Origin of the sequence: Pleomorphovibrio marinus (assembly GCF_003347495.1) — a bacterium.
Classification (GTDB): domain Bacteria; phylum Bacteroidota; class Bacteroidia; order Cytophagales; family Cyclobacteriaceae; genus Pleomorphovibrio; species Pleomorphovibrio marinus.
Genome location: NZ_QCXY01000004.1, coordinates 153912 through 180790, shown reverse-complemented (window position 1 = coordinate 180790; position 26879 = coordinate 153912). Strand labels below are relative to the sequence as shown.

The window sequence follows — 26879 nt, the reverse complement described above, 5'->3', positions numbered from 1 at the left end:
GATGGCAAAAGTATTTATACCAACCCCTTTGAGAAAGTTTACCGACCAGCAATCCGATATTGCTATTGCTGGAGCAACAGTTTCTGAAATACTAGAGCAATTGGTGGAAAGATTTCCAAGCTTAAAACAATACCTGATTACTTCTGATGGCCAATTACCCCCTTTTATCAATGTATTTGTAGGGGAGGAGGATATCAGGAATTTACAGAGGATGGAAACAGAGGTTTCTTCGGATACGCTAGTGAGTATCATACCTGCTATAGCTGGGGGAAGTGAGGGGGTAATTCTTTCCAAGAAAGAATTAGCGCGCTATGACCGCCACATCACTATTCCTGAGTTTGGGTTAGAGGGACAAATAAAGTTAAAATCGTCTAAGGTTTTAGTCATAGGGTCAGGTGGTTTGGGAAGCCCACTTTTGCTATATCTGGCAGCGGCTGGGGTAGGCCACATTGGGATCGTGGATTTTGATAGCGTCCAGGACAGTAATCTTCATAGGCAGGTGCTTTTTGGGGAGGAGGAAGTCGGAATGCCTAAGGTGGATGCCGCCAAAAAAAAGCTGGAATCCTTGAATCCCTATATAACTATAAAGGTTTACAAGGAGAGGTTTAGCTTCAAAAATGCCTTGAGTTTAGTGGAAGAATACGATGTAGTTGCAGATGGAACAGATAATTTCCCTACTCGGTATTTAGTCAATGATGTATGTGTGCTAAAAGGTAAAACCAACATATATGCCTCTATTTTTCAGTTTGAGGGACAAGTTTCAGTTTTTAACTTTAAGGATAGGGATGGCAATATTGGGCCTAACTATAGAGATCTTTATGAGAGTCCGCCTCCATTGGGGTTAGTGCCCAGTTGTGCGGAAGGTGGTGTGCTTGGTGTTTTACCGGGAATTATTGGGAGCATGCAGGCTTTGGAGGTTATAAAAGTAATCACAGGTGTGGGACAACCTTTAAGTGGAAAACTGTTTACTTTTGATGCCCTTTCCTTTAGTTCCCGAACCTTTATGTTGAAAAAGAATCCCTCAAATCCACTTACTGGAAAAACTTCCATAGAGCCGAGCCTGTTTGATTATGAGCATTTCTGTGGCTTCCATAACCATGAAATAAAAGAGATAACAGCTGAGGAATTTCGGTGTCTTATGGGGTCAGGGGAGGACTATCAATTAGTCGATGTCAGGGAAGCCCATGAATATTATGCCAATAACTTGTCAGGAATTTTAATTCCTATGGGAAAGATCTTAAACTGCAGCCATCAGATAAGGAGGGATGTCAAAGTAATCATCCATTGTAAAGCTGGGGGTAGAAGTGCCAGAGCCATTCGTTCCCTTGAGGAGGAAAAAGGCTATGAGAACCTTTATAACCTTAAAGGGGGAATTGAGGCAGTTATGGCATGTAAGCTGGAAAATGCCTAACTAAAGCTAACCAATTCCTTATCCCATGGATGGATAATGGCCTGGCATTGTAGTTTTATATTGCCTTAGTGCTGCACACTTACCTCCAAAGGCTTTTCCAAATCATCCAGTATGCTCTGGATAACCTCCTCGTTTCCTGCTCCCTGATGCACGTAGTATCTGTACCTGCCTCTATATTTCTCCCCCGGGGCAATCACAAACTCCCCATCTACCATAGGGGCATATACCCAGTAGGGCATGGTAGGATGAACCCGGATCTTCTGGGGGTGCCTAAAATTGTCTGGGAAACTGAAAACAGTGAGCCCTGCTTCTTCTCCATCAATATTTCCATAGGCCGTAACCCATTTTGCAGGAGTGTGATTGGCGGATTCATTGTCGTGTCCTTCACTGGTATTGATACTCCATGTATTGGAGAAATGTTCCGTATCGGCGTCATTCCATTCTTTGCTACCCCTGAATGCCATTCCACCATAATGATAATCCAGGATGTAAAGGGTATCTTCACTTGTGTTTTCTTGCTCAAAGAATAGGTCGAACAAAAAAAACTCTTCAAAGGGGTAAAGGGTTATTTCCCAGTTTTCCGATAGCACCTCACCGTGCTCCAGACTGATTTGGCTTAGCAATGTGGATAGGGTGGCACTGGCATCGCCCTCATGTACTCCTAAGATATCCACATGAGCCACAGTTCCTGTTTCTTGGTGTTGGTTCCAGAAATCCACTTTTTCCCCCTTAAACCGAGTATTTACCCAGGCGTTGAAGATGGCGTGTTGATGGGTATGCCCTTCTGGGAAGTCGTCTGTTAAAACCTGTCCACTGGGGCTATAAAGGGGATGGATAAAACCACTCCTTTGATAGTATTCCTCACTGACATCTTGGGGCAAAGTGGTTTTTTCCTGGTAAAAAAGTACCGGCTTATCATTCACATAAAATTGGTAACCCTCATCTTGCTTTTCAATTTTGGCCTTGGCACTGGACTGGTATTTTCCTTCCCTCACTTCAAAATAATGTGTGCCTTTTTCCAAATCCCTAACCAAAAAGATCAATTCCATATTATCCCTTACTTCTAGGGGAATCATTTTCCCTGAAGAGATATCTACTAAATGGTAATTTTGTTCCTTTTGTAACCCTAAATCTTCTTTTAGGGTGACAAGAGAAAACTTCCTATTATCCTCTATTACAGTGAGGGCAATAGTAGCTATTGGTTTGGAGGAACAACTCAAGCCAACGAGAAGGATTAGGATGAAGGGGATGGTGTTTTTCATTTTTACGGTAGCCTGTTTAAACGTGAATCAAACAAATTGATAGGGAATAAGCAAATTTAGGGAGAATCCCTTAAGTTGTTACTAAATTATAATAGCAATACTCCCTTTTTGGGTTAGTAATTTGGACCCTCTTCTAAAATAAATTCAGTGCTTTTTTTGCGCTCCTGAAGGGCCTGGATGACATCTTTCCCCACAGAAGTACCGTAGATGTAAACTTTATTTAGGTTAGGAAATTCCAGCAGATGAAGGGCATTCCCTCCCTTGAGTGAAGTAAAAGAGAGGTTTATTTCTTTTAGTTTTTCAAGGTGTACCAAATAGGGCAGGCCACTACCATCTACGGATGTTTTGGGGATATACAGCCTTTCCAGGTTTTCCATTTTGCCAATAAAAAAAAGCTCGTCATCCCCTATGTCTGCCGAAGCCAAGCTGATGCTGGAAAAATAACTTGCATATGGAGCCAGTGCCAAAAGTTCCTCATTGGAAAATGGCCTTGGTGGAAATTTCATTTTTAAATCAAACGATTTGCCCTCAGCCTTTTCGTCCAAACTTATGCGAACGTTGATCTTTTCTGCCAACTGTTCCAGTTCTTTTCTGACTTCTTCAAAAGCCTCGTTTTCCAAGGCGATTTTATGCCTGGTTCGGTTGATTTGCGGCAACATTGCTGCTAGAGAGCGGTTAATATCGCTGTCTTCATCAAGATCCCCTACTGTCATGTCTTCTGGGGCCCCCTTTTCAATCCAGAATTTGACAAGAGCTATTTCATTTTCACTCAAACCCGGTTTGCCTTCTGGTGGCATCCGGTCTTCATGGTCTGGGGGAAGGAGCATTCTCACTACCATTTCGCTTTCCTCTGGCTTTCCTTCCACAACTGCGGGCTTGCCACCGTCCCCAGATTTGAGGAGAGCATCGTGGGAGTTCATCAATAGCCCTCCTTTGGTTTTGTTTTCATTGTGACAGTTTACACACTTAGCATCTAAAAGTGTGGCTACCACATCCCCATAAATCAGCATTTCTTCCATCGGCTTATCGGGTAGGGAAGAGGAGGGAGGGAACAACAATTCCAAAGGTTCAGTTAAAAAATCCGCACCATGCGTAAGGGAACCACCTATATGGCTGGTATAACCCAAGCTTACGGTACTTGCCATCAAAAACCCGTGATATATCCAAATACCAAAGGCAAGAACCCCTTTTTCATTAAAAAAATAAACGAAGGTGGCAAGACTTATAAAAAACCCCGTCAAGACCCCACCTATTAGGTGGTTGTTTATCAACTGCCCGGCATAGTCTTCGGTTAGGTACAATAAATACCCTGCCAAGACAGCCACAAAACTACTGATGCAGGCTAGAAGCAAAAGGGCTTTGGTAAGAACGGGGTGTTTTAAAGAAGCATGAAACCTTCCGGCAAAAACGGACAGAGCCAAAAGTAGGATGAGCACTATGGGAAAATGCAAAATGAGGGGATGAAACCTGCCCAATAGAGAAAATAAGGGTAGGTTACCACTATGCTCAGTAGGGAGAAAAGGAACGATCAAACAAAACATTCCCAATATGAGGGGAATTACAAGCCCTGCTTTTCTCAATAAATCACCTGTATCGGACTTATTTACAGGAGGAACAGATTTATAAATGGTCATGCTTTTTACAATCACCTTAAGTGTAAAGGTGCTATGGATAAAATGTTACGAAAAGCGAAGGGCATTATTACACCATAATCTCGGAAAGTGGACGGGTACTATCGGCAAATTTTTCAGTTTCCACGCCAACGGTTTGTAGCCAAGAGGTGTAGAGGTTTGAAAGTGGGGTGTTTTCCTCAAAAATAAGGTTCTGTCCAGACTTAATCTTTCCTCCCCCTCTTCCTCCTATGATGATAGGCAGGTCCCTTGGAGAATGCCTGTTACCGTCTCTCAAGCCTGAAGCAAACATCACCATGCTGTTATCCAATAGGGTTCCGTCACCCTCTTTAATGGACTTTAACTTATCCAAGAAATAAGCATATTGCTCCACATGCCATTTTGTAATTTTATCGTATTGCTCCAGTTTTGCTTCGTGATTCATGTGATGGGACAGGGAATGGTGCGCCCCTGAAACCCCGTCCAGAAAAGAAAAATTCCTGTTGCTCACTGAATTACCAAACATGAAAGTGGTCACCCTGGAGGCGTCACTCCATAATGCAAGTGCCATAATGTCAAACATAAGCCGGGTCTTTTCAGTGACATCCACTCCAGCATACACCTCGACATATTCGTCGATATTTTGGTTGACCCGCTTCAGTTCTTTTTTGATGTCAGGGGTTATTTTACTCTCAAAATCCTTGAGGCTATCCTGATTGGTGATTCTTTTCTCTATGGATCTTATGGATTCCAAATACTCCTCCAATTTATCCTGATCAGACCTCCCTAAATTGTTTTTTAGGGATTTTGCATCATCCATCACCGCATCTAGGATACTGTTTTTGTGAGGGTTGTCTGGCTTATTGCTTACAAAAGGCTTGAATAACCTGTCAAAGGCCAACCTAGGGTCTATCTCCTTGGAAAGCGGGGTAGTGGCGTTTTTCCATGAAATACTGGAGGCGTATAGCCTCGTAAAGCCTACATTGATATCTACCCCCGTAGCAATTTTGTCCAACCCATATTCCAATGAGGGGAATAAGGTTTCCTCTTTGTAATGATTGGCAATAATTTGATCCACAGATACCCCACCGCTGTTGATGTTGTCCCCTGCCGTTTTGGCAATAGGCATGCAGGTAAGCAGGTTTGCAGTTTTAGCATAGTGGCCATCCGCTCCCTGAAATATACTGTGCTTGTTCATAAGCTGACCAAGTACCAATATTTCGTCTTTCAGGTGCTTTAGGGGTTGTAAGGTAGGGGATATTTCGAAGTGGGTTCCCAATCCGGAAGGGGTCCATCTGTCCGGGTGAACACCGTTTGGCATAAACATAAACGCCGAACGAACCGGGAAATTAGCCCGGCTAGGCGCCGCAAAGGAAGAAGGTACCATGGCCTCTAGAAAAGGCAAGGCAATAGCAGCCCCAACACCTTTTAACATTTTTCTTCGAGATATTTGCCATTTTCTATGCATCACTTTCTTTTCAGGTTTACTCTTTGAACAATTTACAAATCAATTTCCAATTTGCAAATGCTTTATGTATAAGCGGTTGTATTAAATTTCGTTTGACTTTTTTTGGAAGTCTTTAACCTTCTTTCTGAAAGAATAACTTTTCACCAATTCTTGGATAAATGAATCAGGATGAAAGTTGTTTTCTAACAGGTTATCGGTCAAGTCACGGATGGCGGTTTCGTCGGAGAACAGGGTTCCCCTTCCCACGGCGTAGGAAAGGAATTTAGAAGATATATTCCTAGCGAATTTTTCTTTTTCCTCCAAGAGGATTTCCTTAAGTTCCGTAGGCCCCTGGAAAGATTGGCCTGAGGCAAGTTCCCCTGAGGGATCAATTTGGATATTTCCATAATCCGTTCTCCACCTTCCATCCGCATCGTAATTCTCCAAACCTAAACCCAACGGATCCATTTTTTCATGACAGGATTGACAGGCTGGGTCCGACCGGTGCCTTTCCAACAATGCTCTTAACCCAAGGTCTTCGTGCAAGCCTTCATCTTCCGGCAATTCTGCTACATCTGGTGGAGGCGGGGGAGGAGAGGTACCCAAAATTTCTTCTAGCACCCATTTACCCCTAAGCACGGGACTGGTACGTGTGGGAAGCGAGGTTACTGCCAAAACACTGCCCATACCTAATAACCCACCCCGGGTACCATCGCTCAAATTAACCTTCTGGAAATCCTCGTCATCTACCCCATCTATTCCATAGTATTCCGCCAAATCCCTGTTTAGGAAGGTATAATCGCTTTTGATCAGGTCAAGAAAATTTTTGCTTTCCGTAATAACGTGATAGAAAAAGGCAGTGGTTTCCTTGAACATGGCTTCCTTAATGGCCTCGGTAAACATGGGGAACTTGGCAAGTTCTGCAAGGGGAAAATTAGGGTCCCTAAGCTTGGTGATGCCTAGCCACTGGGAAATAAAAGACTCGGCAAAGCGAAGGGATTTCGGGTCTTCCAGCATTCTGCTTACCTGCTGACTAAGCACCTCATCCTCTTGAAGTTTGCCTTCTGCGGCTAATGCAAATAGCTCCTCGTCGGGCATACTTGCCCAAAGGAAGTAGGAAAGCCTGGTGGCTAACTCAAAATCGTTGAGCGGGACTGGAATATCCAATTCCGGCTCCTCTTCCATTTTGTATAGAAAAGAAGGTGCAATTAGCACCGCTTTGAAAACCTCACTCAGGCTTTTATTAAATCTCTCCGGGTTGGTAAAGGATTCGTTATTTTGGTACACCTTGGAAAAAAGATCCAGGAGCTTCGTTTTTTCTGAAGGTTTTAAAAACCTTCGGTAAGCCTTGCTGGCAAAAGGATAAATAACCTTTTCGGCTGCCTTTTCCGGTGGATTTACTGGGGAGGCGTTGGCAGAAAAAAGACCCTTAAGCCAGCCCCAAATCCGCTGCCAAATGTTTAACTTATATTCAAAAGGAACAATTTGAGCCCATTTTTCTTCGTCCTCGTAGAGGCTTTCCACAATTTCTTCTGCGGCCTCATAATACCTTTCCATCTTAAGCGGGGTGAAAAACAGAGAGCCTCCCTGATTGTCGAACCCACCTCCTCCTGACCCGTCAGATGGAAACTTACTTACCGCTTCAAACTTCACTCCGGTGAGGTCTAAAATGGTGTATTGGTATTCGGTGTGACTGAGTCTCCTTATTACCACCTTGCCAGGGGTTTTATTTGCTAAGGATTTTTGTAAAATGCCGTTTATCCCATCCACCAGCACGTGGTAGTCATCCTCCGATAAGGGGGGCTTGGTATCCGGAGGCATTTCTTGGGTTTTTACCTGTTCTATCACATTTAACCAAAGCTGTCCATCCTTGATTATCCTTCCTTCCTCCTCATATTTTTCAAGGTTGATGCCCCCTTTTGAGTCCCCTACCCAGTGGCAGGAATAGCAATTTTCTTTTAAAACGGGGATGATATCTTTCTCGTACTCCAATGCTACTTGGGCTCGTACCGAAAAACAACAAAGCAATAAAATTAAAATGAACCCATGACTGCCTAAAATGCAGATCCCACTAAAATTCATCCTATTTGTTTTGAGTAATAACATATCAACTCAAAATATAGGTAAGGCACAGTCAAATAGCAACCCCTCTTTTATGGAAGGCAAATGAACCAAAGCAACGGGAAATGCCATGCCCTGACCCATGGATCCTAATAAAAGCAATCTTTTTTAGTCATCGGCAAATGAAGGGTACAAGGTCATCCCTCCATCTACGTACAAGGTGGTGCCTGTAATATAGTCAGACTCCTCGGAGGCTAACCAGACGGCCACTTTTCCAATATCCTCTGGTTTTCCAATACGGCCATAGGGGATTTTCTCCAGCAATGCCTTCCTGTTTTTCTCGTCTTTCCATTGGTCTTCGTTAATTGGGGTTTGGATAGCTCCCGGACTTATACTGTTTACTCGGATTTTGTTGGGAGCCAACTCCTGGGCAATGGATTTCATCAAGGTTTTCAAGCCCCCTTTGCTGGCTGCATAGTTGACCCGACCTCCCCAGGGGATAAGATCATGCACTGAACTAATGAAAATAATCTTGCCTTTGCATTTTTCATTATTTGAGGTATTCCCTTGTGAAAGAAAGGTCTTGGCCGCGGCTTGTGCAGACAAAAATGCGCCGTAAAGATTGGTCTGTATGACTTTATCCCATTCCTTATAAGTCATGTCCACCAGGGGGTTATCTTGCTGGATGCCGGCGTTGTTTATCAGGATATGAAGGTCACCAAAAGCTTCGTTGGTTTTTTCAAAAATTGTGGCAATGTCCTTGGGTTTGCCCACATCTCCTTTGACAATAATACATTTTGCCCCGGCATCTTCAATTATTTCTTTGGTCTTTTTTGCCCCGTCTTCATCGCCGTGGTAATTTACACAGACATTTGAACCCGCTTGTCCCAAAGCTATGGCTATTCCTTGGCCAATTCCGGAACTTCCTCCGGTAACAATGCTGGTTTGGCCTTTCAATGGTAGGTGTTGGTTAGTTTTGTTCATAAACAGGAGACTACAAATAAAATACCAACTTCCAGAAAAAAAAAGGGGCATTAAGCCCCTTAAGTAATATTCCTTTCCAAGTGGTCAATTTATGCGTCCACTCCAAGTGCTTTTGCCATCACTTCACCGATTTCACCAGGTGATTCGGCCACATAGATGCCATTTTCTTTCATAATTCTAATTTTAGCCTCTGCGGTATCGTCCTTACCACCAACGATGGCACCAGCATGACCCATTCTTCTGCCCGGAGGAGCAGTTTGGCCTGCGATAAAGCCTACGACGGGTTTTTTATTGCCATTTTCCTTTATCCATTTAGCAGCTTCAGCCTCATAGTTCCCCCCGATTTCTCCAATCATGACGATGGCATCAGTTTCAGGATCTTCCATTAACAATTGTACTGCCTCTTTGGTGGAAGTTCCTATGATGGGGTCGCCTCCAATCCCAATTGCAGTAGAAATTCCCAATCCGGCTTTTGAAATTTGGTCAGCGGCCTCGTAGGTAAGAGTACCTGACTTAGACACAACGCCCACCCTTCCTTGTCGGAAAACAAAGCCTGGCATAATCCCAACCTTAGCTTCCCCAGGGGTGATTACACCTGGACAATTGGGTCCAATTAACGTGGCTCCTTTTTTCTTAATATAAGGTTTGGCTTTCATCATATCCTTTACAGGAATACCCTCTGTGATGGTGATGATTACTTTTATCCCAGCATCAGCCGCTTCCATAATTGCGTCTGCAGCGAATGCGGGAGGAACAAATATGATGGAAGTATCTGCTCCCGTAGCCTTCACAGCATCCTCTACCGTATTAAACACGGGCTTGCCAAGGTGGGTACTACCCCCTTTGGAAGGCGTAACACCTCCAACTACATTGGTGCCATATTCAATCATTTGTTGGGCATGAAAAGAACCTTCGTTGCCAGTAAAGCCCTGAACAATAACTTTCGAATTTTTATTTACCAAAACACTCATATTGCAAATTTTATTATTTGCCACAAAAATATAGGATTAAGCCCTATCAAAAAAAGAATTACCAAACATTATCGGATTAATTTAGAGTTTTGATAACTTTTTATAAATTTAAAATTCATTATTGAATCCAATGATCCGTAATTTTTCCCATCTGCTGGTGCTCCTACTCCTTGTGCAGGAGGCGAATGCCCAATTCTTTAACCTTAACAGGAGGATTAGGGGTTTTGATCTTACCTCGGAAGCTATTTTTGGGATTCAGCAGGATAAAAAAGGGTTTATTTGGCTAGCTACCGACAAGGGCACCAAATATTCGGATGGAATTTCCACCTATTCTTTGCCTGACAGTTTAGAAAAAAGGTTCAAGGGAAAACCCATGGTTCATGCCGATGAAGATGGGCACATTTGGCTTTACCAATTAACAGGAAAACCCTTGGTGTTTTATTTTGACCTTCAGACTTGGCATGAGATACCTTTGGCCTTATCCGAAGGCACCTTACAACAATTTCATCCTAGGTTTCAGCTCAAGATATCTGGCTCCAGAGAGGAAAAAAAAGTTTATCTCTCCGCCAATGATGAGGTGGTGATACAACTTATGACAGGCGAGCTGATTGCAAAATTCCCCATTGATAAGGAAAAAACAGGTGCTTTCTCCTCCTTCTTCAAGAAAGAAGAAACCTTCTTGATCTTTGAAAATATAATCTATCGGGTGAGTGGGGAAGAGCTCATTCCGGTGGAAACTAAGGGAAATGAGCCTTTTGGTGCCATCAGGAAGGTGGTTTATAACCCGTGGGAGGACATGTATTACTACCTAGGGAAGGGTTTTCTTGCTAGGGGATCAAGTATTTGGGTTGTGGAAGAGGTGGTCTATGAAGGTTTCTCTGAAAAGATTAACGCTGTTGGGGATCAATTCGAGCTACTCGAAAATAAGGGGGATATTTACTTTTTCTTCAATTCCCAGCTTTATAAACATAACTTCAGGTCCAAAAACACTTTTGTTATATCCGCATATGAAAACTTAAAGGTATATTTTGTTCAATCTACATTTGTGGATAGGGAAGGTATTATTTGGCTAGGCTCTTATCGAGGGGTTGTAAATATTCCCAGCCTAAGGTTTCAAAATTTTGATATATCTGTTGGCATCCTTGAGTCCGATATTTCGGCTTTGAATAATTTTTCTCCCGGAAGATATCTTTTAGGTTATAATAATGGTATACAGGTTTGGGAGGGCACAAATCCCGTACGTTCCTTTGATTTCACTAGGGAGGGAGAAAAGGGGTTGGGAAGGGTGCTGAACTTCGCAAATGATGATTTTGGTAATGTTTGGTTCTCTGCTTACCAGGCAGGCATTGGACATTATAACCCAAAAACGGACAAATTTGAGATTATAAATGGCCCATCAGAAAGGCCATTTCAATATGTCTATGTAGAAGGTGACACCCTTTATGCCGTCAGCCATAATTTGATTTTCAAGGCGCTTATCGATGCCAATGGTTTGGCTTCCTCCTTTGAGGAAGCCCTACCTTTCATCAAGGAAGACAAGGCAAATCCGACCAATTTTATCCGGAAGATAGGGAAAGTGGATAATAAATGGGTGTTAATGGATAACGGGAGCAGCCTTGAATTTGACGGGCTTTCCATACAGGATAGTCATATTCGCATTAGTGGCTATGATTTTCATCCCAAGGGGGATACTTTATTGGTCGGTACTGAAGATGGACTGTTCTATATTGACGGAAATGGACTGGTTCCTTACGAAATTTCTGGGCAAACTTTAGAGCAATCGGTTTATGTTTTTCAGGAAGACCATATCAATCAACTTTGGATAGGTACAAATTTTGGGGTTTATGTCTTGGCAAATGGTAAGCTTAGGCATTTTAACGAAAGAAATGGATTGATCGGCAATGATATCAATCGGGGAGCACTCTGTCTTGCTGACAATCAACGTATGTTTATTGGTACCCAGAATGGCATATCTGTTTATTTTCCTGATGAAGACATAGTTAGTAGGGCTAGTCCATTAGTGTTTGTGGAAAATATCAGGGTAATCTCTGAGAACGAAAAAGATGTGGAATTGGATAAAGTTCCTTTTCAATTTAACAACGTAGAGGTTACCTATAGCACTGTTAGCTTTTCGGCATGGCCCCCAGTTACTGTCGAGTATATGTTAAAGGGCTTGCACCAAGATTGGATTGTAACCGAAAACCCCAGAAACAACAAGATTTATTTCAATAATCTTCCACCAGGTCAATACCAGCTGCTAATAAGGGCAGGACTAAATGGCCAAAACCAATCCGAGGTTGTTACCTCAAAACCCTTTACGGTAGCTTACCCCCTATATTTACAAGGATGGTTCATAGCCCTCTTGGTTTTGTTTTTTATAGGCTTAGGGATTCTAATAAACTTTTTGTTCGTGCAATATAAAAATCAAGGACTATTGAAAAGTGATTTGGTTCAAAAAAATGCTCAAATTCAAGTCAAAGAAGACCAGTTTAAGAATGTGTGGAAAAGTTCAGAGGATGGGCTAGTAATTTCTGCTGTTGGTGGCAAGGTATTGGCGGCTAATCCCTCCATCTGCAAAATGACAGGGATGAATGAGCAGGAAATCATAGCTGGGGGTCTGCCTGTCCTGTTCACTGACCCCGAGTTTTATTCCAATACCAGCAGGGTAATTCGCCCGGCACTTTCAAACCTCAATGGAGAAGCACTTATCTTAGAAATGACAATGCCCTTAAAATCCGGGGCTAGAGAAATTGAAATACATATCAACCGGATGATGTCCGATTATGAGGGAAAACCTCTCTTACTGAATGTATTCCGGGATATCACAAAGAAAAAAGAAATTGAAAAGGGATTAAAAATCGCAAAGGAACGGGCAGAAGAAGTTAGCAGGCTCAAAAGTAGTATATTGTCCAATATGAGCCATGAAATAAGAACTCCACTTAATGGTATCTTGGGTAGCACCGAACATATATTGAATTGCTACAGGGACAACCTAGAACTTGTTGGGCAATTGGAGATTATCCAGGAGAGTGGGGAACGGTTGCTCCATACTATTGACGCAATTCTGGACTTAAGCAGGATAGAGGCAGATAAGGTGGGTGTGGTTTACAAGGAGATAAACATCAATGATTTAATATCCAAAATTTTGGTCAATCTTAAATCAACTGCCATAAAAAAGGGTATCTTAGTGACATTAAAGCAACAAACCAAACCTTTTATTGGTAAAACTTCAGCAGAATACCTTAAAATGATCATTGAAAGAGTTGTGGGAAATGCAATAAAGTATTCCGAAAAAGGGATGGTTGAAGTTTGGTTGGAAAAGATAGGGCAAAGCATTTATATCAAAGTTACGGATCAAGGTGTGGGAATGAGTAAGGAGTACTTAAATAGGCTTTTTCAGCCGTTTGAACAGGAAAGTAAGGGGTATAATAGGCAATACGAAGGGGTAGGATTGGGGCTTTTCATCACCAAACACCTCTTGGATCAACTTTCCGGGAAAATTGACATTCAGAGTGAAAAGGAGAATGGGACTAGGGTGGAAATTACGATTCCACTTGGTTAAATGACACTTTTCCAGTTTTTTCAATATTTTAGCATATAATGAAACAGCATTATGTTTTCTCTTAAGATTTTAATTACCGAAGATGATACGGTCTCTGCTTTGCTTCTAAAAAAAGCACTGGAGAAAAACCATCATGAGATCATAGGAATTGCCGATTCAGGGGAAATGGCACTTGAAATTCTGTCTGAATACCGGGCTGATATTGTAATGATGGACATCAACCTTTCCGGAAAGCTTGACGGTATCAAAACCACGGAGATCATCAACGAAAAATACAATATCCCTGTAGTTTACCTTACTGCAAGCAGCGATTCAGAAACACTCCAAAAGGTTGCCGTTACCAATCCCAGTGCTTATGTCATAAAGCCATTCAATATCAGGGAACTTAATATGGTGATAGAACTTGCCATATTTAAGGACAAAAAGGAAAAGGAGTTACAAAACCTCAATAATGAGCTAGAGGAAAAAGTTAAACAACGAACAGCAGACCTCAACGAGGCCAATAAAGAACTTCAAAAAGCCCTGGAAAAGGAAAGGGAGCTCAGTGAGCTAAAGTCCAGGATTGTACAAAACGTGTCCCATGGATTCAAAACCCCTTTGACCTCCATTTTGAGCTCCGCTCAGTTATTAAAGCAATATGCGGAAAGGGATCACCCCTTCAAGGTCAAGATAATGAAGCATGCCACCAAAATCGAAAACTCGGTACGCAACCTGAACAGTCTTTTGACCAGTGTGCTGTTTTTTGGAAAGGCCGATGCTGACAAGATGAACTATAAGCCAATGCGGATATACACTTCCTCGTTCTTGAATGAAGTGGTTGACATGGTGAAGGCTGGGGTGGAAAATGGCGTTAAAATCGAGACTCATTTTGAAAAGTTGCCCAAAATGATCACCTCAGACATGGACTTGTTGTACCAGATTTTGGAAAACCTCCTTAGTAATGCAGTGAAATACTCTAAGGATAAAGGTCAGGTGGAATTTAAGGTTTGGTCTGATGGGGAGAAGTTAATGGCTACTATTAAGGATCAAGGCATAGGAATACCTGAGGCCGAACAATCTCAACTTTTTGACCGTTTCTTTAGAGGAAAGAACGTGGGCCTAAGGGAAGGTTCTGGTCTTGGACTGTCCATCGTAAAAAAATGTATTGAAGTGATAGGCGGAAAGATCGATTTTGAATCTAAAGTAAATAAAGGAACTGTTTTTCACCTGGAAATACCCATCAAATAGTATATTTTATGTTATCGACAAAATCCATACAATTTGAATATACCGGTGTTCCTGCCTTTTCCATTCCCGATATACATCTAAAGGCAGGGGAGGAGCTACTTGTGCTGGGGGAATCTGGCAGTGGAAAGACCACTGCGCTTAATATCATAGCAGGCTTGCTAAAGCCCCAAGGAGGTAAGGTAATTATCGACGATGTTGATATTTACTCCCTTAAAGAGGACAAATTGGATAAGTTTAGGGGGAAGAATATAGGCATCATCTTTCAAAAGCCGCATATCCTTTCCGCCTTGACGGTAATGGAAAACCTTCAAGCTGCCAATTTTTTTGCAGGGAAAAAGGAAAATGGCAGCATAAGTACTTACCTGGAAGAGCTAGGAATTGGGAATAAAAAAAACGCCAAAGTAAATACGCTCAGCGAGGGGGAAGCACAAAGGGTTTCTATCGCCAGGGCTTTGGTAAATCAACCCAAACTTTTGCTGGCAGACGAACCAACTTCCAGTCTGGATGACAAAAATGCAGAGGCGGTGGTTAATTTGTTAAAGCAACAGTCGAAAAAATTAAATGCCGTATTGATTATTGTCACTCATGACCAAAGGGTAAAAGACCATATTGAAAACCATCTTACCATAGGAAATCGAGTAGGACGAAATCGACACACAGAGTTCTAAAAATTGGCATATACAGAAAGGAAATATCATTTGGTTTCTCGCAGTCCTTCCCTGAATTTTTTCAAGGGACCGCAACGAAAACTTCACACGAAGGGATGCCTGCAAAATTTATATCTATTGGGATGAAAACTTTAATGCATGAATTTAGTAAAGCTTAGTTGGAACTATCTACTCGCAAAACCTTTGAACACAGGGCTGAACATCCTGCTCCTGTCTATGGGTTTGGCGATTATTACGGTGCTGCTTTTGATGCAGGACCAATTTGAAAATAAAATGACACGGGATGCAGAGGGGATAGATTTGGTAATTGGAGCCAAGGGCAGTCCCCTACAGTTGGTGCTTTCATCTGTTTACCATATCGATTTCCCTACCGGAAATATCCCCTTGGATGAAGCTGAAAGTGTGTCCAAAAATAGGTTGATAAAAAATGTGATACCATTGGGAATGGGGGACAACTATAATGGATACCGGATCATTGGAACCAACCATGATTACCTGGAGCTTTACAATGCCGGCTTTAGGGAGGGCAGGCCCTGGGAAGTCGCCTTTGAAACGGTTTTAGGACAAGAGGTGGCCAGCAAGTTGGAATTGGAAGTAGGCAGCAGATTTGTAGGGTCACATGGTATTGGGACAGCTAGCCATGCCCATGACGAACATGACTATATAGTGGTAGGGATTTTGGAGAAACAAGATAACGTGCTTGACCAATTGATCCTTACTGCTTTGGAATCGGTTTGGTACACTCACGATGAAGACCATGACCATGAGAAGTTCGAACAACCCGTAGCCACCTCGGGCTTTCCTTCCAGCGACCAGGAAGGCAGAGAAGTCACCTCCCTCTTGGTAAAATACCGTAACCCCATAGCAGCGGTTCAATTGCCCAGATATATTAATAGCAGAAGTTCGCTACAGGCAGCCTCTCCCTCCTTTGAGATTTCCAGGTTGTTCGAACTGCTGGGGGTAGGGATAAAGTTGATCCAGGGATTAGCGGTTGTGATCATCGCGATTGCAGGTTTAGGCATATTCATTGCCCTTTACAATTCCCTTAAAGAGAGGAAATATGATTTGGCAGTAATGAGAACTTTGGGGGCTTCGAAAGCAACATTATTTGTCCATATTATCCTGGAGGGATTCATATTGACCCTTTTGGGAGGATTATTAGGAATTGCCATAGGACACTTTTTCTTATGGTTATTGGTTATAAACAATGAACAGGGCGCATTGTCGGGACTTAGGCCAGATATTTTTTTGGCAGAGGAATTGTGGCTGTTAGGAATAGCATTGATTACGGGTGTTTTGGCATCCTTGATTCCTGCTTGGAATGCTTACAGGACAGACATCGCCAAACAATTGACGGGATCGTAAATTTAGAACAGAATGAAAAAAAGGTATTTGTGTTTGCTGGCGGCTTTTTGCTTTATGGCCACTGTGGGGTTTTCTCAACAAGAATCCGTATGGAAAGACCTCTCGGAGGTTACCTACAAAATAGGGGAGGACGAATGGGGAGAGCTTTATCTTCCAGTTTTCTCGGATAATATTAAAAAGCTAGAAGGTAAAGAAGTAGTGGCAGATGGCTATATCATTCCATTTGAGGGGATGTTTAAGCCGGAACACATCATTATTTCCGCACTGCCTTTGGCAGAATGCTTCTTTTGCGGGGCAGGGGGGCCAGAGACCGTAATGGAAGTAATGCTTAAAGACCCTATTAAGTACACTTCCAAAAGGGTAAAAGTGAAGGGCACCCTTACACTCAATGACAACGATCCGGAAAAATTAATGTATATCTTGCAAAACGCCCAAATGCTGTCGAATTAAACCAAACTATTTTAATCAAAAACCAACCAACCCTTAATGACCACCAAGCCACTTACCTTCGCCAATGGAGATCAAATGCCCGCAATGGGACTAGGTACTTGGCGTTCAGAACCAAAGGAAGTTTTTAATGCAGTTATTGAGGCCATAAACTATGGCTATAGGCACATTGACTGTGCACACATCTATCAAAACGAAAAAGAAATTGGAGAGGCCTTGCAAAAGGCCTTTTCAGATAAATTGGTGAAAAGGGAGGATCTGTGGATAACCTCCAAGTTGTGGAATGACAGTCACCTGTCCCATGATGTACATCCAGCTCTAAAAAATACCCTTTCCAACCTCCAAATTAAATACTTGGATCTATATTTGATCCATTGGCCGGTAGCCATTAAAAAGGGAATTGACTTCCCCTCAACATCTGGGGACTTTTTGTCTTACCAAGAAGCTCCCTTGCCAGAAACCTGGGAGGCTATGGAAAGTCTTCATGAACTGGGGTTAGTCCGGCACATAGGCGTTTCAAATTTTAACAGGAATAAGTTAAAAGAGATCCTGGCTTCTTGCAAGATTCCTCCTGAGGTTAACCAAGTAGAGCTGCATCCTTATTTGCCACAGCATAAACTGAAGGAGTTTTGTGACCAGAATTCGATTTTTCTGACTGCATACGGCCCATTAGGTGCGGCATATAGGGTGGACAATAAGGAGGTGGATTTGCCTATTTTGTTAGAAGACAAAACCTTGAAGGAAATAGCCAATTCCCACAATGCAACAGCCGCTCAGGTGGCATTGTCCTGGGGAATGAGGAGGGGAACTTCGGTGATCCCTAAATCGGTCCACCCAAAACGAATTCAGGAAAATTTTGATGCATTGAAAATTCAGCTCTCTGAAAATCAAATGAAGGTAATGGATCAACTAGAGGGACCCCACAGGTATACTCCTGGCCCGGCATGGGTAATTGAAGGAAGTCCTTACAAGCTTTCAGATTTATGGGATGAACATTCATAGGTCAATTTAAACGATATAAATCATCTAAAACAACTAACTAGATTCCTCCCGATAGTTTTTGGGATGACCGCTAAAAATCAATTATAAATGAAACATTTCAGTTTTTCAAACGGAGATAAAATGCCCACTATAGGGCTTGGAACATGGAAATCGGCACCTGGTGAAGTTACTAAGGCAGTGACATGGGCTTTGGAAGCGGGTTACCGACATATTGACTGCGCTGCAATATATCAGAATGAACAAGAGGTAGGTGATGCCTTAAATGCAGCTTTTGAGAAAGGTTTGGTAAAGCGCGAAGATGTTTTCGTCACCAGTAAGCTTTGGAATAATAGACATCAAAGAGATCAGGTGTCAAAGGGCTTGGAGCAGACGCTTAAGGATTTGAAATTGGAATACCTGGACCTGTACCTCATACACTGGCCGGTATCCTTAAAGCCTGACGTGATGTTTCCCGAGAAGGGGAAAGACTTTCTTACCTATAAGGAAGTACCCCTTGCAGAAACATGGGCAGGCATGGAAAAAATTAAAGAGAAGGGTAAAGCCAAACATATAGGTGTGTCCAATTTCAATATTAGCAAACTCAAGGAAATCATGGCAAATGCCTCCCAAAATCCAGAGATGAACCAAATCGAGTTGCACCCCTATCTTCCCCAAGAAAAGCTTGTGGATTTTTGTAAAAGTCACGGTGTAGGAGTAACCGCCTATTCCCCTTTAGGCTCCTCGGACAGGCCAAAAGCCAGAAGAAAAGAGGACGACCCAGTGCTGATGGAGGATCCTACCATCAATGACTTGGCCAAGAGGCATAAATGTACTCCAGCACAACTATTGATTGCTTACGCACTTCACAGGGACTTGGTGGTGATTCCCAAATCCGCTAATCAGGAACGTATAAAGCAGAACCTTGAGGCGGCCAAAGTTAACCTAACCACAGAGAATATGAGCCTTATCCGTGAAGTTGGTCATAAGTTCAGGTATATTGATGGCACTTTCTTCACAGAAGTTCCTGGTAGTCCTTTCGGCGCAACCGACCTTTGGGAGGTATGAAACTAGGAGAGCGGAGCTGGTTTGGCATAATATACAGGCGAGGACTAAGCTGACTTGAACATGAAAATATTTGGATAGACAATGCCATTTTGGTTTATGAAAATGAAAAATCACTTACCGTTTTTTGCCTGTATGGGCCTATGCATAAATTTGCTAGGTTGCTCTGAGAAAGAGGAGCAGCAAGTTTCTGAAGGGACTAATCCCCCTCCAAACATTGTAATTATCTTCACGGATGATCAAGGGTATAACGATGTAGGTGTTTTCGGGGCTCAAGGATTTGAAACTCCTAATTTGGATCAAATGGCCGAGGAAGGGGTTAAATTTACCAATTTTTACGTACCACATGCCGTCTGCTCAGCATCTAGGGCCTCTATTCTTACTGGATGTTATGCTAATAGGCTGGGTATTTATGGGGCTTTGGATCACACGGCTAAACATGGATTGAACCCAGAGGAAGTGACCATCGCCGAACTAGTGAAGCCTCTAGGGTATCAGACGGCCATGGTAGGGAAATGGCATCTGGGGCATTTGTCTCCCTTTTTGCCCACGGAACAAGGGTTTGACGAGTTTTTTGGCCTGCCTTATTCCAATGATATGTGGCCACATCATCCCGAGCGGCCTAACCACTATCCTCCTTTGCCTCTTTATGAGGGAAACCAGGTGATAGACACACTAGATGATCAAAGTAATTTGACTACCTGGTACACTGAAAGGGCGGTAGGCTTTATTGAAAAAAACAAGGATACCCCATTCCTTTTGTATCTGGCGCACAATATGCCCCATGTGCCCTTGTTTGTTTCAGATAAGTTCAAGGGGAAATCCCAAAATGGACTTTATGGAGATGTGATCATGGAAATAGATTGGTCGGTGGGTGAGGTTTTAAAGAGCTTAAAAGAAAATGGGATCGAAGAAAATACCCTAGTGATTTTCACCTCGGATAATGGTCCTTGGCTTTCCTATGGAGCGCATTCCGGCTCCGCTGACCCACTCCGAGAAGGTAAGGGGACATCTTGGGAAGGTGGGATAAGGGTTCCTACCATTATGAGGTGGCCTGGAAGACTGCCGGCTGGAAAGGTACAAGCCCAAAATGGAATGACGATAGATATCCTCCCTACCATAGCCCACCTCACCGATGCGGAACTTCCCGATCATAAAATTGACGGTAAGAATATCTGGCCAATGATGGAAAATCCAGAAAGTGGGGATTCGCCTCATGACGCTTACTTTATCTACTATAACACCAATGAACTACAAGCAGTACTCATGGGAGAATGGAAACTTTATTTTCCGCATACATACAGGTCAATCCAACCAGGGCAAGCCACACCCTCTGACGGTACCCCAATGAAGTATGAAATGCTGAGCCTTGAGGAACCAGAACTTTATAACCTTAAAGATGATATTAAGGAATCACGTAATGTAATAGATGAGAATCCCCAAATTGTCCAGGAGATGATGGCTCTGGCAGATAGGGCCAGGGAAGATCTTGGGGATGCACTTACTAATAAGGAAGGAAAAAACAGGAGAGAAGTGGGGAGGTTTGCAGGTGTACCTGCAAGAAGATAATCAATATTTAACGCAATAAAACCATATAGTTATGACTAGCAATACAGAATATAGTTTGTTTGAAGATGTCTGTCAAGCGGTGGATAATGCTGCCTCACATGTAGACATTCATCCAGGCTTGTTGGATCAGATCAAATTTTGCAACAGTATTTACAAGTTCTCCTTTCCTCTCAAACACGAGGATGGCTCCTATGAAGTACTGGAAGGGTATAGAGTACAGCATTCTCATCATAAATTGCCCGCAAAAGGGGGGATTAGATACAGTAGCTATGTAAACGAGGAAGAGGTTAAGGGTTTAGCAGCACTGATGACATATAAATGTGCCTTGGTAAATATCCCATATGGAGGTGCCAAGGGAGGGGTAAGCATAGACCCATCAAAATATGACGTGAGTCAACTGGAGAAGATCACCAGGAGATACACCTCTGAATTGATCAGCAAAAAATTCATTGGACCTGCCATAGATGTGCCTGCTCCGGATTATGGCACAAGTGCTAGGGAAATGGCGTGGATAGCCGATACCTACCAAGCCTTTAACCCTGAGGCCATAAACGCAAAAGGTTGTGTAACAGGTAAGCCTCTTTCACAACACGGCATCAGGGGTAGGACAGAGGCCACTGGGTTAGGGGTTTATTATGGGATCAGAGAAGCGGTAAGCATAAAGGAAGACATGGATGTGCTGGGCTTGGACACAAGCTTAAAGGGTAAAACCGTCATAATCCAAGGCTTGGGTAACGTAGGTTATCATTCCGCAAAATACCTTAGTGAAGCCGGAGCAAAGATAATCGCGGTGGCAGAGTGGAATGGAGGTATAATCAATGCGGATGGCCTGGATATCGAAGACCTTAAAGCCTATCAAAATCACAACAAAGGATTTAAGGGATATGACAAGGGCGAGTTTGTGAAAGAGTCAAAAAGCTTACTCACACAAGCTTGTGATATACTTATTCCAGCAGCATTGGAAAACCAAATTACCGAGGAAAATGCCAAAGATATAAAGGCAAAAATCATTGCTGAGGCAGCTAATGGTCCGGTAACACAGGGAGCGGAAAAAATTCTGTTAGAAAACAATGTGTTAATTATTCCAGATATGTACCTCAATGCAGGTGGTGTAACTGTTTCCTATTTCGAATGGCTGAAAAACCTTTCCCGAGTGTCCTTTGGCAAATTGGAAAAAAGATATGATAGAAGGAAATATGAAAACTTGCTGGACAGTATAGAAAAAGCCACAGGCAAGAGCTTTACCCAAGAACAACGCGACCTAATTGCCAGGGGTGCAGATGAACAGGACCTGGTGTATTCCGGTCTGGAAGAAACCATGGTAAATGCCTACCATCATATGAATAGTGTAAGGAAAGATAAGGGAATACAAAGTTTAAGGACGGCAGGATTTATCGTGGCATTGGAAAGAATTGCGATAAGTTATATGGACTTAGGGATTTTTCCATAAATTCGGGATAGATGAAATCGAGCCTGTCCTGACGGCAGTCAGGGCATGACGATTACGTCATACGGAGTATTAAAAATTGGCATTTACAGAAAGGAAATGACATTTAGTTTCTCGCAGCCCTGCCCTGAGTTTTTTCAGGGGGGCGCAACGAATTCGCAACGCTCGCAGCGTAGTATCTTTAAAATCTGTATTTTATCAATAAATTATTTGATTAAAAGTAATATGTCAATGGTAGGGATAGTTATCGTTGCGAGATTCCCCCGAAACGAGTTCCCCGAAGCAAGTTCCCCGAAGCAAGTTCGGGGCAGGCAGGGGCAGGCTATCTGACCGCTGAAAAACAAATTATAATCAGATGAAAAAAAGGAATTTTCTCAAAACATCCACCTTGTTGTTGGCTAGTCAATATCTGTCTCCAATGGGGGGATTAAGTAAAACTATGCAGGAAGGGCCGTTGAAAAATTGGGCAGGAAATCTTACCTACAATTCCAAAGGCTTGGATAAGCCGAAGGATCTTGATGAGTTGGCAAGCTTAGTCAAGGCATCTAGCAGTATCAAACCCCTTGGTACCATGCATTCTTTCAACCCGGTAGCAGATACATATAGCAGGCATGTCAGTCAGGCAGAGGTGGAGGAGAGAATTAACATTTCCGCACAAAACCAAACGGTAACCCTAAATGGTAGGGTTCAGTATGGGGTATTGGCCAAAAGATTGCAGGAAGGAGGCTTCGCTTTGCACAATTTGGCCTCTTTGCCTCATATATCAGTAGCAGGGGCTTGTGCAACTGGCACACACGGTTCAGGGGATCAAAACGGGAACTTGTCTTCGTCGGTGGTAGCATTAGAAATGCTTACCGCCGATGGTTCAAGGGTTCGCTTATCCAAAGACCAACATGTGGGTAGGTTTAACGGCACTGTGGTCAACTTGGGAGCTCTTGGGGTAGTCACGAGGATGACCTTACGGATCCTTCCTACCTTTGAAGTGGTACAGCATGTCTATGAAGAGCTGCCTTTAAGGGCACTAGAAGAGCATTTTGAAGAGGTTTTTGGAGCAGCATATAGTGTAAGCCTTTTCACCGATTGGCAAAATGAAAGCATAAACCAGGTGTGGCTTAAATTCAAGGTCTTGGAGGGCCGCATACCCAGAATTAACAAAGAGTTGTTTGGGGCAAGAATTTCTGAAAACCACCTTCATCCCATAAAAGAAATTTCCCCAGAAAATTGCACCCCGCAAAGAGGTGAACTGGGTCCTTGGCATGAAAGGCTCCCGCATTTTAAGATGGACTTTACCCCCAGTAGTGGGGAGGAACTTCAATCGGAATACTTTGTCCCTAGAAAACATGCAATGGATGCCATCCGAGCCATTTATCGCATGGGAAACGAAATTTATCCTCACTTGTTAATTTCCGAAATCAGATCTATTTCCGCAGATAGGCTATGGCTAAGTCCAGCATATGGAAGAGACAGCATAGCCATACACTTTACCTGGAAACAGGACTGGAAAAACGTACAAAAGCTTCTGCCTAAGATAGAGCAGGCGCTTCTTCCCTATCAAGTAAGGCCACATTGGGGTAAACTCTTCACCCTGGGATATAAGCACCTTAATGAGCAGTACGAAAGAATGGAGGACTTCAGGGATTTGATGCAGGAGTACGACCCCAAGGGAAAATTCCTTAATCCATTTCTCGAAAAAAATATTTTGGGTAAGGGGTAAGTTTGATCGGTTGAATTAATGATAGGGCAATAGGTGATTTCGTGATTTGTAGGTTTGGGGAATTTTTTGAGGGAAATCCAAAATTAAAGGTAAATCTGGTAATACATTTGGAAGTTCTTTATCCAGAACAGAAAAATTGACCCTTTTTAAGGTAGAAGGTTTCAGATAGGTTGAGTTTTTACTCTATCAACCTAAAATAAGTAAAACTGGAAAACCTTATGCATCCTCAAATAGGGCAAAACATTGGTAAAAAATACAAGACCTTGGTCTTGTATTTGATGATTGGAAAACCTGAATACTTTCAAGTCCTTATTCTTCCTTGCCTGCAGCCTTCATCCAAATGATAAGCCCTGCGACTGTGATGATTCCGCCTAACATAATACCTAGGTTCAAATCCCTTTGTGTTTTGCGCACTTTTTGCAATTGGGTAGAACCGATGCCTTTTTTGGCGATGAAGGCTTCAATTTTATCCAATCGATCTTCTAATTCTTCTTTTGCTTTTTTTGTGATATCCATGAAAATTTGATTTTTAAAGGTTAGCTACATTATAATTAACTGAAATGTAAAAAGAATAGTTGCGATTTTAGCGGAAAATACGGTTTTTATAAAAATTTTAAGGAGATAAGAAAAAAAATGGCTCAGGACTTGGGTGGTAACTTTTATAAAGTACAAACTGTGTCCTGAGCCTTTTTAAATAAAACTCTTTTAACCCAATACCTTTCAGCCGAATATATGGGTTTTATATCAAGCTGATATCTCTAAGGTGGGGGTTATCGGGGAGTTATCTCCACCTCATCTAACCCTCTTTTCTTCAACAGGGCATCGATTTTTGGTTCTCTACCCCTAAACTGCACATACATTTCTAATGGATCTCCAGTTCCACCCTTAGAGAGAATATGCTCCCTGAAACTCCCTGCAATTGTTGGGTCAAACAAATCGCCACTTTCCCTAAATGCTTGATAGGCATCTGTATCCAACACCCCCGACCAGATATAGCTGTAGTAGCCACTGGAATACCCCCCAGAGAACACGTGATTAAAGTATGTGCTTCTATACCTTGGGATAATCTCATCGATTAGGCCAAGCCTGTCCATGCTGTTTTTTTCAAATTCCTCTACTTCTTCCTCCAAAGGATTTTCCAAAGTATGATAATCCATATCCAAAAAGGAAGCTGCCAAATATTCCACAGTGGCAAAGCCCTGATTGAAAGTCCCACTCCTCTTTATTTTTTCAATGAGTTCTTGGGGAATAGGTTCGTTTGTCTCATGGTGAATCGCATAGGTCCGCATAAGTTCTGGTTCAGCTGCCCAGTTTTCCATGATCTGCGAGGGCAGCTCCACAAAGTCCCTAGGCACTGAGGTGCCTGCCAGGCTCTGGAACTGCACGTCAGATAGCAATCCATGCAGGGCATGTCCAAATTCGTGAAAGAAAGTGGTAACCTCGTCAAAGGTGAGCAATGCAGGGTTATTCCCGGAGGGTTTGGAAAAATTACACACGATGGAAATCACAGGGGCTACCCTCTCTCCGTTTTTTACTCCTTGAGAACGGTAAGAGGTCATCCACGCCCCACCTCTTTTTGAAGACCTGGGATGAAAGTCCATATAAAGTATACCGAGGAACTCACCATCCCCCTCCATTACCTTATAGGCAGTCACCTCAGGGTGGTACTTTGGTAGATCTTGAACCTCCTCAAAAGTGAGTCCAAAGAGCTTATGGGTCACATCAAACACACCATCCTTTACTTTCTCCAGACTGAAATAGGGCTTCAACTCTTGTTCGTCCAAGTCAAACCTCGCCTTTCGTATTTTTTCGGCATAGAACCTCCAATCATAAGGGGCAGGGTCAACGCCATCCTTTGCTGCAAGTTCTTTGATGTCTTGCAATTCCACCTTTGCTTTAGCCAATGCAGGATTCCAAAGTTGCTGGAGAAAAGTATAAACAGTTTTGGGATCCTTCGCCATTGTCTCCTCAAGTACGAAAGCACTGTGGTTTTCATATCCCAGGAGTTTTGCTTTTTCCTTCCGCAGGGTTACAATTTCCGTTATAATGGCATTGTTATCATTGTCATTCCCTTGGTTGCCCCTAATCTGATAGGCATCCCAAATCCTTTTCCTCAACGCCCTGTTTTCAGCATATTGCAGAAAAGGCATGACACTGGGGTTATTTAGGGTAAATACCCATTTTCCGTCTAGATCGTTTTCTCTTGCCTCTTGAGCTGCGGCTTCTATTTGTTCCTGGGGTAACCCAACCAAATCTTTTTCATCTTCTATTACCAACTGGAAGGCATTGGTTTCGGCTAATATGTTTTGGCCAAAGTTCAGCGTAAGCACCGAAAGTTTTCCATTGATTTCTCTTAATCTTTCTTTATCCTTATCTACGAGCTCTGCTCCGCTTCTTACAAACCTTTTGTAGGTATTTTCCAGCAGCTTTTGCTCCTCAGCATTTAAGCCGAGAGTTTCCCGTGTATCCCAAACCTCTTTTACCCGTAAGAAAAGTGTTTCGTCTAAATAAATGTTGTCGGAGCTTTTGGATATCTCCGGGGCCATCTCACGTGCTGTTGCCTGAATGGAGTCGTTGGTATGTGCAGAGTTTAGATTGTAGAATACACGAGAAACCTGGGTCAAAACACTGCCTGCATTTTCCAGTGCTAAAATGGTATTTTGGAAAGTAGGAGCTTCATCCTGATCGGCAATTGCTTTTACTTCGGTTTCGAGTTTTACAATCCCCTCCTTAATTGCCGGTTCAAAGTGCCTGTTCTGGATTTTTTCAAATGGAGGCACTCCATAGGGAGTGTCAAAAATTTGCAACAATGGGTTCATACTGTGTTGATGTTTTAGGGAAGAATCTGTACCACAAGATGCTAGGATAAGAGTGGTGACACAAATAATTATTGAAGATTTCATCTGTTTATAATTGTTTTTTAATGGTCAGATGGAATGCCCAGCCCCGATAGCTATCGGGGCATCCCCCTGTATGAGAATGCTTTCTCATGGGCATTTCATCTGTTTATAATTGTCTTTTCAGCGGTCATATAGCCTGCCCCTGCCTGCCCCGAACTTGCTTCGGGGAACTTGTTTCGGGGGAATCTCGC

The 26879-nt window shown here is 42.7% G+C and carries 19 protein-coding genes; 11 read left to right on the top strand and 8 right to left on the bottom strand.

Annotated features, from left to right (window positions below; translation table 11 throughout):
* The first annotated feature begins 1 nt into the window (after position 1).
* Positions 2 to 1411: a molybdopterin-synthase adenylyltransferase MoeB gene (gene moeB, locus DB520_RS12250; RefSeq protein ID WP_114750014.1), complete on the top strand. Its 1410-nt coding sequence runs from the start codon at positions 2 to 4 to the stop codon at positions 1409 to 1411.
* A 65-nt stretch (positions 1412 to 1476) separates the two neighbouring features.
* On the opposite strand, the gene DB520_RS12245 is transcribed toward moeB, so the two are convergent.
* The 6 genes from DB520_RS12245 to sucD all read right to left on the bottom strand — a co-directional run bounded on the left by DB520_RS12245 (position 1477) and on the right by sucD (position 9746).
* Positions 1477 to 2673 carry a DUF6807 domain-containing protein gene (locus DB520_RS12245; protein ID WP_114750013.1) on the bottom strand — a complete coding sequence of 399 codons (1197 nt, stop codon included), beginning with the start codon at positions 2671 to 2673 and terminating at the stop codon, positions 1477 to 1479.
* 113 nt (positions 2674 to 2786) lie between these two features.
* On the bottom strand, positions 2787 to 4307 hold the full coding sequence (locus DB520_RS12240) for a c-type cytochrome domain-containing protein (RefSeq protein ID WP_232834949.1): 1521 nt from the start codon (positions 4305 to 4307) through the stop codon (positions 2787 to 2789).
* Positions 4308 to 4374: 67 nt separating this feature from the next.
* A complete protein-coding gene (locus DB520_RS12235; protein ID WP_232834948.1) occupies positions 4375 to 5718 on the bottom strand; it encodes a DUF1552 domain-containing protein in 1344 nt (447 codons plus the stop codon).
* Between the two features lie 114 nt (positions 5719 to 5832).
* Positions 5833 to 7836, bottom strand: a complete 2004-nt coding sequence (locus DB520_RS12230) for a DUF1592 domain-containing protein (protein WP_232834947.1) — start codon at positions 7834 to 7836, stop codon at positions 5833 to 5835.
* A 123-nt stretch (positions 7837 to 7959) separates the two neighbouring features.
* A complete protein-coding gene (locus DB520_RS12225) occupies positions 7960 to 8775 on the bottom strand; it encodes a glucose 1-dehydrogenase (RefSeq protein ID WP_114750288.1) in 816 nt (271 codons plus the stop codon).
* Positions 8776 to 8864: 89 nt separating this feature from the next.
* A complete protein-coding gene (gene sucD, locus DB520_RS12220; protein ID WP_114750010.1) occupies positions 8865 to 9746 on the bottom strand; it encodes a succinate--CoA ligase subunit alpha in 882 nt (293 codons plus the stop codon).
* A 130-nt stretch (positions 9747 to 9876) separates the two neighbouring features.
* On the opposite strand from sucD, the gene DB520_RS12215 reads away from it, so the two are divergent.
* The 10 genes from DB520_RS12215 (at position 9877) to DB520_RS12170 (ending at position 23788) form a co-directional block, all read left to right on the top strand.
* Entirely contained in the window at positions 9877 to 13308 is a 3432-nt protein-coding gene (locus DB520_RS12215; RefSeq protein ID WP_114750009.1) for a sensor histidine kinase, read from the top strand.
* Positions 13309 to 13359: 51 nt separating this feature from the next.
* Complete coding sequence (locus tag DB520_RS12210) at positions 13360 to 14535, top strand: hybrid sensor histidine kinase/response regulator (protein ID WP_114750008.1); 1176 nt, start codon at positions 13360 to 13362, stop codon at positions 14533 to 14535.
* An 8-nt stretch (positions 14536 to 14543) separates the two neighbouring features.
* Entirely contained in the window at positions 14544 to 15203 is a 660-nt protein-coding gene (locus DB520_RS12205; protein ID WP_114750007.1) for an ABC transporter ATP-binding protein, read from the top strand.
* Between the two features lie 138 nt (positions 15204 to 15341).
* Positions 15342 to 16568: an ABC transporter permease gene (locus DB520_RS12200; RefSeq protein ID WP_114750006.1), complete on the top strand. Its 1227-nt coding sequence runs from the start codon at positions 15342 to 15344 to the stop codon at positions 16566 to 16568.
* 54 nt (positions 16569 to 16622) lie between these two features.
* Positions 16623 to 17018 (top strand): hypothetical protein, encoded by a 396-nt coding sequence (locus DB520_RS12195; RefSeq protein WP_394340935.1) that lies wholly within the window; start codon positions 16623 to 16625, stop codon positions 17016 to 17018.
* A gap of 36 nt (positions 17019 to 17054) precedes the next feature.
* Positions 17055 to 18017, top strand: coding sequence for an aldo/keto reductase (locus tag DB520_RS12190; RefSeq protein WP_232834946.1), 963 nt, complete (start codon positions 17055 to 17057; stop codon positions 18015 to 18017).
* A gap of 87 nt (positions 18018 to 18104) precedes the next feature.
* A complete protein-coding gene (locus tag DB520_RS12185) occupies positions 18105 to 19061 on the top strand; it encodes an aldo/keto reductase (RefSeq protein ID WP_114750004.1) in 957 nt (318 codons plus the stop codon).
* Between the two features lie 102 nt (positions 19062 to 19163).
* The gene (locus DB520_RS12180; protein WP_232834945.1) at positions 19164 to 20627 is read left to right on the top strand and encodes a sulfatase family protein; all 1464 of its coding nucleotides are present in this window, start codon (positions 19164 to 19166) and stop codon (positions 20625 to 20627) included.
* A gap of 31 nt (positions 20628 to 20658) precedes the next feature.
* On the top strand, positions 20659 to 22077 hold the full coding sequence (locus DB520_RS12175; protein WP_114750002.1) for a Glu/Leu/Phe/Val family dehydrogenase: 1419 nt from the start codon (positions 20659 to 20661) through the stop codon (positions 22075 to 22077).
* A gap of 352 nt (positions 22078 to 22429) precedes the next feature.
* Positions 22430 to 23788: a D-arabinono-1,4-lactone oxidase gene (locus DB520_RS12170; protein ID WP_114750001.1), complete on the top strand. Its 1359-nt coding sequence runs from the start codon at positions 22430 to 22432 to the stop codon at positions 23786 to 23788.
* A gap of 309 nt (positions 23789 to 24097) precedes the next feature.
* On the opposite strand, the gene DB520_RS12165 is transcribed toward DB520_RS12170, so the two are convergent.
* The gene (locus DB520_RS12165) at positions 24098 to 24304 is read right to left on the bottom strand and encodes a hypothetical protein (protein WP_114750000.1); all 207 of its coding nucleotides are present in this window, start codon (positions 24302 to 24304) and stop codon (positions 24098 to 24100) included.
* Positions 24305 to 24558: 254 nt separating this feature from the next.
* Entirely contained in the window at positions 24559 to 26691 is a 2133-nt protein-coding gene (locus DB520_RS12160) for a M3 family metallopeptidase (RefSeq protein ID WP_114749999.1), read from the bottom strand.
* Between the last annotated feature and the right edge of the window lie 188 nt (positions 26692 to 26879).